Origin of the sequence: Deinococcus sp. Arct2-2 (genome assembly GCF_004801315.1) — a bacterium.
GTDB lineage: Bacteria > Deinococcota > Deinococci > Deinococcales > Deinococcaceae > Deinococcus.
Window position 1 is genome coordinate 1 of record NZ_SSNW01000034.1, and the last position, 11832, is coordinate 11832.

Sequence of the window (11832 nt, forward strand, 5' to 3'; positions counted from 1 at the left end):
CCCCAATTCCTCGACGCCGCGTGACACGCAATCGAAAAAATGATGGAAACTCTTGTTCAGATCAAGGTGCTAAACGGCGCCGTCCGAAGCACTTGGCCTCCTCAAGCCCACGGGCAGCGGTAGACGTCGGTTGGGCCACGGTGGTTCGGAGAAGCTCACAGCAGAGGTCAGCCCGCCGGGAGTGTGCCGCTGGCCTGGAGACTCTGGGCTGACCAGAAGTTCTCTTCAGGCATCAGCGTCAGCGCCAACTCAGGAGCCAATGGACCTCTCCCCATGTCCGTTTGCTGGAAGGGGCGCGTAGGTCAGGAGCACTTCGGCAAACACTTCGCAGAAGGCGTCAAACGACGCCGGCTTGACGACGTGAGCGGCGGCCCCCAACGCCAGGGCGGCCTGCCGGTCCTGCTCCGCTGCGGAACTGCTGAAGACCACCACCACAAATTCACCCAGTCTCTCGTCTCGCACTGCATGCAGTACCTCGAGGCCGCCGAGACGCGGCATGTTCAGGTCCAGCAGCACCAGCCGGGGGGTGAAGCTGCGCAGGTAGGCGAGGGCCGCCTCGCCGTCGGGCACCCAGTCCAGGTGATGCGGCAGGGCCAAGTCCTCCAGCGTGACGCGCATCAACTCGATGTCTGCCGGATTATCCTCTACGACCAAGACGTCGGTCACCCCGCTCACGCGTCCGGGGCCGGCAAGGTGAAGTGGAAGGTGCTGCCTGTCCCTGGCAGACTGGACACCCATAAGCGTCCCCCGTGGCCCTCCACGATCTTTTGACAAATCGCCAGGCCCAGTCCGGTGCCTTCATAGCGGTCGCGGCCGTGCAGCCGTGAAAACATCTCGAAGATGCGCTCCTGATACCCCTCGTTGATGCCGATCCCGTTATCGGCCACCGTAAACGTCCACCAGTCGCCCTGCCGCTGGGCACCGATGTGAATCTCGGGCACCACCTCTGAGCGGCGAAATTTGATGGCATTGCCGATCAGATTTTGAAACAGTTGCGCGAGGCGTGGCGCGTCGCCTTTCACAGTGGGCAACGCTTCCACGTTCACCCGCGCCCCGGCACTCTGCGCCAAAGCGTCCAGGCGGGCCAGCGCCTCACGCAGCGGTTCGTGGGTGTTCACGCTCCGCAGCGGCGGGCCTTCGGCGTTTAGGCGGGAAAACACCAGCAGATCGTCCACCAGGGCTTTCATCCGCTCGGCGCCCTGTTCGATGGTGCGCAGGTACTGCTGCCCCCGCTCATCCAACAAGGAACCATACTTGCGGCCCAGCAAACCCGCAAACGAGCCGACCGTCCGGATAGGTTCTTGCAGGTCATGGCTGGCGATGTAGGCAAAGCGCTCAAGTTCGGCGTTGCTGCGCTTCAGTTCCACGTTGGCCTGCTGCAGCACGTGTTGTAGCCGGGCGCGCTCGGTCATATCCGAGACGACCGAGACGGCGCCCACCACGTCCCCACCGCGCCAGAGGGGGGCGGCCGCGATGCGCACCACCCGGTCTTCACCACTGGTCGGATGGCGCAGCAGCACGTCACGCTGGTTGGCTTCTCCGGTCAGCGCCTTCACGAAGGGACTCTCTGCGGCCGCCAGGCGGCCGTGGGTGGCCGCGTCGCGCAGCAGCAGTTGTTCGTCCAGGTCAGGGACCGGGTGGTCCAACTGGGCCAGATCCGTGAAGCCCAGCAGCGCCAAGGCAGGTGGGTTGGCCCGTTTGATGCCCGTGAGATCGCCCACGTACACGGCGTCCGGCAAGCTGGCCAGAATGGTGGAGAGTTCCAGCGCCTGCCTTTCGCTGTGCTCCAGGGCGCGGCGCACCTCGGCCGTCCGCGCCTGCACGCGCGCTTCCAACTCCGCCGTGTAGGCCTGCTCGCGCGCCAAGGCTTCGCCGCGAACCCGCGACAGGGTGAGGTTGGCATTCACCTTGGCCAGCAGTTCGCGGGCGCTGAAGGGCTTGACGAGGTAATCGTCGGCCCCGGCCTCCAGGCCCTGCACCCGCGCTTCCTCCCCCGCGCGGGCCGAGAGCATGATCACCGGCAGCGTGCGGGTCGCCTCACCCGTCCTCAGGGCCCGCAGCAGACCGAAGCCGTCCAGACGCGGCATCATCACGTCGGTGATCACCAGATCCGGCGCCGCCGCCTGGACCGCGCCCAAGGCCGCCGCGCCGTCCGCGACCACCTGCACCTCATGGTGCGGCGCCAGGAGGCGCTGGATATAGTCCCGCAGGTCCGCGTTGTCGTCGGCCACAAGGACACGCCCCCGCAGGCTGGGGGTGACCGCCGCGTCAGGTTCGGGCAGTGCCAAACCGCTGCCCGTGTGTGGCAGCCAGCGCAGGGCTTCTTGAACATACGGCAAGGCTCCGGTGGCCGTCGACGTCCGCTCGCGCGGCGCCCCGAGGCGCTCCCGTGGAAGGTGGGCGCTGCCGAACGGCACCCGCACGGTAAAGGTCGTGCCGTGCCCTGGCCGACTCTGAACACCCACCTGACCGCCGTGCAACTCCACGATTTCCTGCACGAGGGCCAAGCCGATTCCGGTGCCTTCAAACGACCGCCCGCCCTGACCCTCCACCTGGTGAAACCGCTCGAACAGCCGCGGCACGTCTGAACTCGGTACGCCCACGCCGCTGTCCTGCACCCGCAGCACCGCCGCCTGGCCCTCAGCCTCCAGGCTCACGTTCACCTCGCCGCTCAGCGTGAATTTGAAGGCATTGGAGAGCAAGTTCAGCACCACCTTCTCCCACAAGTCTGGATCCACGTACACCGGTTCGGGCAGGTCAGGGGCCGCCACGACGTACCGCAGCCCGGCCCGCTCCACCACGTCCCGGAAGCTCTCGGCCAAATCTGCGGTGAACGCGGCCAGATCAGTGGGCGCGTAGCTCGTCCGCGCTTCTCCAGCCTCCAGGCGTGAGAAATCGAGTAACCCGTTGACCAGGCGCAGCAGGCGCAGGCTGTTGCGGTGCGCCATGTCTAGCGTGGTCCGCTGCGGCGGGGTCAGCGGTTCCGCTCCATCCGTCAAGAGATCCTCAATCGGCCCCAGCATCAGGGTCAGCGGGGTGCGCAGTTCATGGCTGGCGTTGGCGAAGAACGCCGTTTTGGCCCGGTCGAGCGCCGTGAGCGCTTCTGCCCGCTGACGCTCGTTCTCAAACACCGCCGCGTTGGCCAGGCCCGCGGCCAGTTGCCCCACGAAGAGATCCAGGAACCCGCGGTACGAGTCGTCCAGTGGCCGGTACGGATTGAGGCCAGCCACAAACACCCCCACGGGTTCTGGCCCCCCTGAGCGGGCGATGGGCAGTGCCAGTGCCCGGGTGGGCGCCCGGTCCCAGGGGCCGCGGGGCAGCTCAGCACAGGACGTGAGGTCCGCGATCAGCTGCGCCCGGCCGTCGGCCAGCACGGCCTGGACCGGCCACAGCGCGTCCGCCTGATCGTGGTCCTCAAGGGCCACCCAGGGGGGCGCAGCGGCGTGCTCCCGGTTCAGTCCGGAGACAAAGGTGCGCTGGGCCCGGCCTGGCTCGGCCGGTTGGTACACCAGCGCAAAGGGGAGGTCGTGGCACTCGGTGTTCAGGCTGGCTTCGGCCGCCCGGTAGACGTCGGCCGCGGTTCGCGCTTCACTCATGCGCGCAGCGAGGTCGCGCAGCACCCGCAGGCGGCGTTCTCCGACCACCCGCTCGCTCTCTTCGGCCACCACGCACAGCATGCCGGTCACGTGGCCCGCGTCGTTGGCCAGGGGGCTGTAGGAAAAGGTGTGGTAGGTCTCTTCCGGATAGCCGCTGCGCTCCAGCAGGAGCCGCAGGCCCTGATCCCAGGTGGCCTCGCCTGCGTGGAGCACCTGCCGGATGCGGGGTCCAATGTCATTCCAAATTTCAGCCCAGACCTGATCTGCCCGGGTCCCGAGCGCCCACACCTGCTTGACTCCGAGCGTCGGCACGTAGGCATCGTTGCAAAAAAACGTGAGGTCGTCGCCCCACGCCATCCACATGGCAAAGCGGGACGTGAGCATGATCCGCACGGCAGTTTTGAGGCTCGGAGGCCACTGGTGGGGCGCCCCCAACGAGGTCCCCGTCCAGTCGTGGGCCAACATGCGCCGCGCCATTTCCCCGCCTCCCACAAAGACTTCGCGCGCCGCGTCAAACTGAGGTTGAATGTTGTCTGTCACTCTGAGCAAAGCATACGACGACAGGGGTAACCCGCTCACGGAGATGGAGACTGGGGGGCGGGACCCTGAGGGGCCCCCGGGGCTGAAGCACAGGGCAGCGGGCCTGGGTGGTCACGCTCCAGCACGCTGGGCCACCGCAGCAGCGGGCGGGGGAGGCCGCACCCCGGTGAGCCCCGGTTCACGCAGCGGCAGGCGCGGCCTTTCCCGCAGTGAAGCGGGAACTGGAGCGCTCAGACTCAGGGCCCGTCTCCGGCTCACCGCTGTTCAGCGTCTCTCCCACGGCGAACCGGCGGCAAACGCGTCGCGCAAGAATTCAGTGAATCTGCCTTGAACCGGCCAGAAAGGGTGAACCGATCTTGAACGACCCGGCTGGCCCGCAGGCTTGCCGGCTCACCCGGGCGTGACCAGCCCAGCTTCCCACGGCTCGGTTGGTGGACATCGGTGCCAGTGGAGACCGGTAGACTGGGGAGGTGGCGGCTGACATGACCCTCCAAGACGTGCAGGCTCAGATCAGGTGTTCCGCTCCTCCCAGCGACCCCAGACTCGCGGCGGGTCAACGGCAGGTGGCTCAGACGTATGGTGCCGCGCTCCCGCTGGCCTATCAGGAACTCATCCGGGCGTTGGGTGCCGGCACGTTTGGTGGGTTTCTCCACCTCCTGCCGGTGACGGAGGTCCACACCCATCGCCACCGCTTGGCGCCTTTTCTGGATGCGGAGGTCGAGCAGTGGCTGGAGGAGGAGGGAAGCGGCGACGTCTTGATCTTTGCGGTGACGGACAACGGCGATCTGTGTGGCTGGCCGTTGGACGCTTTACGGACCGGAAGCGAAGCTCCCGTTGTTCGGCTGATTGATTTCGAGATGCAGCCCCTGGCACCATCCATCGTGGCGTTGATGGCCCAACTGGTTTCCGGGCAAGACGTCTTCGGCATAGGCCCTTTGCCGGCGACGTTTACACCGTTGTGCTGGGAGGCAGACGTCTCGTGCCCCGTCGCGCTCCCACTGCGGACAGTGACGGAATGACAGGCCCGGCTCAGCCAGAGGGAGGACGCCACACCAAAGGAGGACTCCCCGTGCCCCACTTCAGCCCCGTGAGAAGAGGGTCATGGCCTCGTGACGCTATCCATTGCTTCCAACGGGTGGCGATTCGAAGAGGGCGAAGGTCTTGTTTCTCTCGCCGTGCAGTGGACGGGCCAAGACGCAGGAGCGCGCGCCCAGGCGCCTGGGCTCCCTCACCGGCCTCTGGGACTTGTGCCCGAAGAACGGACTGAAGGGAACAGGTCCATCTTGCTCGCCCTCGTAGAAGCGCCTCATGTCCGGCCTCTAGAGCCTGCCTGCCCTAGGCTGATCTCTACCTATGAGCGTGTGGTCAGAACCATGCGTCCAGAGGCAAAAGATACGGAGCTGTGGGTGCGAGAAAAGCGGCAGGCAAGGTCCTTGCCCATATGGGCGCCTTGCTCGTCGGGTCCGTGCACGTTACGCTGCCCCGCCCTAGAGCTGGGCATCCCTTGACTGATCCCCAGCTGGAGAACGACACAGGGCGGCCGTGGGACAAACGCCGCTCCTCTCCTGAGAGCGACGTGCAACATCTGTCAGCTGCGGCCCCAGTGGAGAGGCGCGTCCTATTGCGGCTTGGTGGAATTGCCGGACCGCGGACGCCTGAAATCACAGAACTGAGCTGGGAGAGGTGGATCTTGCGGAGGGGCGCTGATCGAATGGTGGGTGATCCACCGCAAAAGGACGAGAGCCCGGCGGCGCGGGTCTGCTTCCTAGGAAACAAACTTGCAAGTCTTGGGTTCACAGCTTGACGCTGGCCTGGTGATTGGGCCCCCGCCTGAGGCAGCGCTGGAGCAGGCCGATGGGCAGCAGGCCGATAGGCGGCTCAGTGCCCCGGGGTGCGGTAACTGAAGAGGCTGAGGCCTCAACGACCTGATGAGGGCGCCCATCACGCCCTCCAGACCCCCGGCCAGTTGGCCTGTACCGAGGCAGACGCACGGATCTTGGTTTACCGGCCGCAGACCTGGGTGAGTCCCCCGCGGGGACCAGGGCCTTGACCCCCTGACGTTCAAGCCGCCGCTCTGCCCGGCTCAGGCGCAACGTCCTCTCCGGGGTGAGGGCATGGCTAGACGCTGCTCCGGGGGATCACCCCGGTGTGCTTCCCCCGTTCTGTTCGCAGGCCCCAGAGCCAAGCCAGCCCCCCCAGCCCTTGGGCCAGCGCGGCCAAGCCAAACCACAGCGCCATGGGGAGAAGATCCAGCCAGGGCGAGACCAGCAGCAGGCTCAGCGGCATGCCAATGCTCGAAACCATTCCCAGCACACTGAAGACCCGTCCCAGGTACGCCTGCGGCACCCGTTGATGAATCAGTGTCTGGAAGGGCACGTTGATCAACCCGAACCCGAACCCCAGCAGCACAGCACCGGGCAGCAGCATGCTGGTCAGGGGCCAGTGCCACAGGGCCGCATAGGTGCCGGCGGTGAGCAGCAACCCTGCGCCAATCAGCCGGCCAGATGAAACGCGCCCACCAAACTTCACGATCAGCAGTCCGGCGGTCAGCAGGCCAGCACTCTCCAAAGCAAGGAAGGTGCCGTATCCGGTGGCCGACGCCCCCAGGGTGTCAAAGAGCTTGGGCAGAATGGCCGTGACTGGGGCCAGACTGGCGTTGAGCAGCAACGCGATGAGGGGAGCCAGCATCAGCAGGCGGGAACGGCCCATCACCTGAACGCCGGCCCGCACCTCGGCCCAGAACTTTGACGGTGTTTCCTGGTCTGCAGGCCGGCCGGGAAGAGTCACCCAGGTCAGCAGCACCGCCATACCCAAGAAACTCAGGCCATCGGCCACAATGGCTACGGGAGGCGACCAGCGGGTGACGATCCAGCCGCCGGCCAAGGTGCCCAGCAGCCAGGCTCCCCTCCCCACACTGCCGAGCAGGCCATTGGCCTGAGCCAGATAGGCTGGAGCCACCAGGGCCGCCACCGCTGCACTGGTGGCGGGCCCGGCGAAAAGGCCGGCCAAGCCGGTCAGCACCGCTGCTGCGTTCACCAGCCAGAGCGGCACCTCGCCCCAGACCACGGCGAGGCCGCCCACGGTCAGCTGCAGCACTCCACGGACCAGATCGGCTCCAATGAGGGGCACTTTCAGGGGCCAGCGGTCTACCAAGGTTCCGGCCAAAGGCATCAGCAGGTTGGGCAGCACGGTGCAGGCCAGGGTCAGGGCCATGGACTGCGCGGACCCCGTCTGATGAAGCACCAGGAAGCTCAGGGCGATCCCGGCCAAGGCACTCCCGAAGTGAGACTGAGCCGTACCGAGCAGCCAGAGGACGAAACTGCGGTTCCACAGAGAGGGGGACATCCCGTCAGTGTGGGAACACCGCTACCGGAAAAAACAGCCGAATGTTCTGGTTGGCAGCCTTTACACTCTCCCGGTGACCCCCTACTCCGTCGCGACGTCCCCGCAGACCCGCCTCTTATTCGACCCGGAGATGCGGCCACTGCTGCAGTACTTGATGCAGGCGCCCCGCAGCGCCGCAGAGGTGGCGCGCCAGCTTGACCTGCCCTTAACGCGCGCCTCTTATCTGCTGTTGAAATTGCAGCAGGCGGAGGTGGCGTTGGTGGAACGGGTGGACAGGCGTGCCGGACGGCCGATCAAGCGCTACCAGGTGTTGCCGCGGTGGTTTATTCCTTATGAGGTGACGGCTGCGGAGACGTTGGACGCCTTTTGGTGGGAGCAACTCAGGCCGCGTATGGCGCAGGTGGCCGTGCTAGCCGCCCGCCAGGTGCAGGAGCGGGCACCGGTGTGGGGGCTGTGGCTGTCACAGGGCACAGCAGACAGCAACCTGGAGATCGGCGATGAAACTGGCCCAGCGCAGGACGTGTTCGCAGGGGATGAGCCGCTGATGCTGACGATTGCCACAGTGAGGTTGGACGGGCCGCAGGCCCGGCGCTTGAAAGGCCGCCTGCTGGCCCTGCTGAATGAGGCGGCCCAGTGGGAAACGCCCGGCGCGCCGGAATACACCCTGAGCTTGCTGCTGGTGCGCGGCGCCGTGGCCTGAAGAGAGCGGCGGGTCTGCCTCCGTTGACCGGCCCCCCTGAGCTTAGAGGAAGGCCACCTTCACCGGGCCCAAAAAGCTGACCCACCGTGCGCGCGCTCCAACCCTCTCGCCAGCGCTTCAGGGTGACGATCACTTCGAACGCAGGTTTGGCCCTCCCACGGCTTTCCCTTAAGCGACTGGAATGTCTCGAACTTGCTGCGCCAGCCATTCAAGGCCGTCAGGAGACGCTGCGCGAGGGGTGCATGAACGTCAAGTCCGCTGTTCACGCAAGACGTTTGCCAGTGGGGTTCCCGCGGGCACGTGAGTGCGGGGTGTGCGTCCGGTGCCAGAGAGCACGGCTCCGTGCAGGTTCACCTGGTCCCGCGTCACCGCACTCCCCACACCGCGAAGACCGTTCGGGCTTTTCATCTGAGCAGAGCGGGCAGGGAAGAGACGGATGCCCGGACGTGCACCGCTGCGGAGGCTGTACGGAAATCATAGGCACTCCGTACGACCGGTTGGGCCGCGCGCGTGGAACAGGAGCTGAACATTTCGGCTCCCCGGTCAACTGGGGGTACAGTCCCCGAGGCGGGCAGGATGATCGGGATGGGGGAAAGCGGTGGCGATGGGGTATGGGATCCGTCACGGCGCGTCGGCCTCCCCAGTCCAGTGAAGGCAACACCGGCCGCCTGACTCCGGTGAATTCAGAAGCACGTGTTGAGGTTGGGTGGATGACCCCGCTTTTTGACGCCCTGTGAGATCGCCCGCAGATCCAATGTGCCGCGTGGTCGATCTGGGTGACCCCCTGAGGAGCGTGGCTACTGAATTGGAGGTGGACACTGGCCAGGGGAGGGTCACGCGCCCGTTCAAGTGGACGGTTTGGGCAGCGTGAATCCGAACGTGGCCCCCTGCCCCGGTTCGCTGCGGGCGAAGACTTGACCTCCGTGCCGGGTGACGATCCGCCTGTTTGGCGGCGACGGCCTGTTCGGCGGTCAGCAACTGCGCGATGCGCGGCACGAGCGGCGGCAAGGCCACGGCCGTCGCCACACTCACCACCGCGGTCACGCCCCGCAGATAGCCGTCGAGCCAGTAGGCAGGAACGTACATCACGAGTACATGCATAAAGTGGGTGGTGCCGCAGGCCACGATAAACAGTCCGAAGGCCAGCACCACCCAGTCGAACGGAAGCAAGCGGCGGTGTTGGTACACGATATAGGCGAGGATCCCAGCGATAAAGGTATACGCCACACCGATCAGGCCGTCCGCGAAGAGATGAAGCAGGGTCAAGGGGAGCGGCCAGCCGGCATCCGCATGGGTCATCGTGAAGGGGCGCGTGTCGAACAGGTGCTTTAACACGCCCGGCCAGAGGAAAGGAAGCAGGAGGCCGACCACAGCGATGACCAGCGTTCGCCACGTTGTTGTCGGCTGAGAGCGGGCCGTCAGCACCGGCTGTCCCACCAGACCTGAACGAAGAAAAACATGAAAAATATTCTCTCCGAGAATGCTCGTGGCGTCCAGTCAGTCGGTGGATCAAGAGGGTCTCAACGGCAGGCCCTTTGTCGGCTCGCGAAGGGCTCTTGGCCCTGGCGTCTGGGGCCGCACTCCCTGAACGCCCGCTGGTTCCCTGCAGTCAGCTCCACGTGATGTGCCTGCTGCTCGGGGACGTCTGGGCACGTCTCTTAGCGTGCCCCAGATTCACCGTTCAGCGCCCGGTCAAGGGCCAGGTCGCGTCCCGCAGTGAAATCGGCGAACGTTTGTACCACCGGCCAGTCGGGTTGCAGACCATCTGGATCACCTGGAGCAAAGCGGTACACGCGGACCGAGTAGTCGACGGTGAGCCCCGAGGCAGGCAAGGTGAAGCGTCGCCGTTCACTGTAGCCATTCGGACGTCCACCGCTGACCTCTCCCACAAGCGTGGCGCCCAGAGCCTGCAGCTGCGCCGCATTGATCACGCCCGCCGAAAAGGTGCGCGGGCCGATCAGCGCATGCACCTTCAGCCAGGGACGCCGCTGTAGTCCGGTGAGCAGCGGCGCGAGGCGGGTGTAGTCACCCCCGCCGTGATCCCGCAGGTCCACCACCAAGCGCTCCGGTCGGGTGCGGTCCAAGGTCAGCAGCAGTTCCCTGCTCCGCCGCGCGAGGTCGGGGGGGCTCCCGGCAAGGCGCAGGTAGACGGCCTTGCCAACCGGAGTAAACCAGACGTCCCCCGGCTGCGCCCAGCTGGGCGCAGCCGCCGCCGCAGAGCGCCAGCCTGCGCGGTCAGCCGAGGCCACCCGGGAAGCAACCTTGGCTTGGAGGTCTTGCCCGTTCACCTGCAGCGTGAGGGTAACGGTCTGGGCTGGGCCCAGTCCTACGCCGGCCAAGAGATCAGGGCGCGTCAGCAGGGCGGGCCAGGTTCGGTTGACCCAGCTGGATCCTTCGCCCTGAGGCACAAGTGGGGCGAGGCGGGCGCGCACCTGCGCGGTCGGTGAGCCGTTCACGGCCAGCACTTGGCCGCCCAGCAAGTGGGCGTAGTGGGGGGCGGCCTCCGTGATGAACAGCCCCTCGGGAAACGCGGCGAAACGCAGCGGCAACTGACGCTTCAGGAAGCGGCCCTCCAGGTCGTAGACCCCCGTGTGTCCGTCTCCGATCGCCGCGGCGAGGCGCGTCAGTTCAGTGACGATCGCCGCGTCGCTGAGATCTGGCACGCGCCCAGCGAGCTGGGCGGCGCGGACCTCAAAGACCTCACGCGGCAAGGTGTGAAAGGCGTTGAGGTGGAGCCGCGCGAGGTTGCGGGTGAAGTAAGCGATGTCCTGACGCCAGCGCGTGTCACGGTCCGCGGCGAGTGGCGGAGCGGGGTCAGGGAGGGACGCCCGGTAGCGGAGGGCGCAGGTGCCCAGCGTCAGTGCGAGCAGCGCTGCCAGCAGGGCGCGGACAGGGAAGCGCGGGGCCATGCCACAGCGTGGCACAAATCAAGGAATAAAGCGTGGTGGACTTTTGCCAGGAGAGCCCACTGCGCACCGCATCGACACTCCCGACGCCGCCACGACACTCACACCACCCAAGTGGGTGGTGTGGGCTGATCCCCAGGCCAGGCCTCCTGAGAGCACCCACCACGGCTGGAACACCGATTTTGATGCGTTTTACTGATCGGAGTGACAACGTCGCTGCGGGGAGTCGACGCCGTGTCGCCTCGGGCTCTCCTGGATCGCGGCCCCTTCACGCCGCCGCCCAGCCGGATGAAGCATCCCTAGAACGTCACCTTTAACCAAGAAGGGAGTCCAGGGAGTTTGTGCGGCAGGACTCCTGGGGTCTTGGAGGAGAAGACCCTGCGCGACACCCGCTAGAGCCAGTGACAAAGACCCCTCAGAACAGGCGCGGGGGTCCCGGTACCGCCGTCCTTCGCCCAACAGCGGGCCGAACTCGGTCCGCCGCTCGCGCAGCGGGAAAGCAGTGATAGGGCCACCCGGGGTGGTGGATGAGGGCCGCTTCTGAATCAGTGGCGATAAGGCAGGCGGTCAGTCACACACGATCAGTTGTAGAGTGCAGTTGCCACACCCGCCGTGACTCAGAGGCAAGGGTCGACTGGCTTGCTGACCTGGACTGACCGGACAGTTGGTCTTGATCCGCACACGTGCCGCGGCTTCGAGCTCCAGCGGTCACTTGACTCTACCCCTGCGGCAGAGTTTTACCCTG

Annotated in this window: 7 protein-coding genes; 2 read left to right on the forward strand and 5 right to left on the reverse strand. The window is 66.2% G+C overall.

The annotated features are described in order from the left end of the window. Window positions 1–249 precede the first annotated feature (249 nt). Both E7T06_RS13910 and E7T06_RS13915 read right to left on the reverse strand, forming a co-directional pair. Complete coding sequence (locus E7T06_RS13910) at window positions 250–666, reverse strand: response regulator (protein WP_240741062.1); 417 nt, start codon at window positions 664–666, stop codon at window positions 250–252. Between the two features lie 5 nt (window positions 667–671). Beyond that, window positions 672–4136, reverse strand: a complete 3465-nt coding sequence (locus E7T06_RS13915) for an ATP-binding protein (RefSeq protein ID WP_276605573.1) — start codon at window positions 4134–4136, stop codon at window positions 672–674. 482 nt (window positions 4137–4618) lie between these two features. On the opposite strand from E7T06_RS13915, the gene E7T06_RS13920 reads away from it, so the two are divergent. Then, entirely contained in the window at window positions 4619–5155 is a 537-nt protein-coding gene (locus E7T06_RS13920) for an SMI1/KNR4 family protein (RefSeq protein WP_136366390.1), read from the forward strand. A gap of 1099 nt (window positions 5156–6254) precedes the next feature. Here the strand turns inward: E7T06_RS13920 and E7T06_RS13925 are convergent. Then, window positions 6255–7481: an MFS transporter gene (locus tag E7T06_RS13925; protein WP_136366391.1), complete on the reverse strand. Its 1227-nt coding sequence runs from the start codon at window positions 7479–7481 to the stop codon at window positions 6255–6257. 73 nt (window positions 7482–7554) lie between these two features. Here E7T06_RS13925 and E7T06_RS13930 point away from each other — a divergent pair, with 73 nt between their 5' ends. Continuing rightward, on the forward strand, window positions 7555–8181 hold the full coding sequence (locus tag E7T06_RS13930; protein ID WP_240741063.1) for an ArsR family transcriptional regulator: 627 nt from the start codon (window positions 7555–7557) through the stop codon (window positions 8179–8181). Between the two features lie 621 nt (window positions 8182–8802). Here the strand turns inward: E7T06_RS13930 and E7T06_RS13935 are convergent. Together E7T06_RS13935 and E7T06_RS13940 are read right to left on the reverse strand one after the other, a co-directional pair. Then, on the reverse strand, window positions 8803–9618 hold the full coding sequence (locus tag E7T06_RS13935; RefSeq protein ID WP_136366392.1) for a hypothetical protein: 816 nt from the start codon (window positions 9616–9618) through the stop codon (window positions 8803–8805). A 221-nt stretch (window positions 9619–9839) separates the two neighbouring features. After that, window positions 9840–11105, reverse strand: a complete 1266-nt coding sequence (locus E7T06_RS13940) for a hypothetical protein (protein ID WP_136366393.1) — start codon at window positions 11103–11105, stop codon at window positions 9840–9842. Window positions 11106–11832 lie beyond the last annotated feature (727 nt).

Excerpts from the sequence above, each read along its gene's own strand:
- E7T06_RS13920 (WP_136366390.1), top strand. The coding sequence starts at position 4,619 with ATGACCCTCCAAGACGTGCAGGCTCAGATCAGGTGTTCCGCTCCTCCC.
- E7T06_RS13925 (WP_136366391.1), bottom strand. The coding sequence starts at position 7,481 with ATGTCCCCCTCTCTGTGGAACCGCAGTTTCGTCCTCTGGCTGCTCGGT.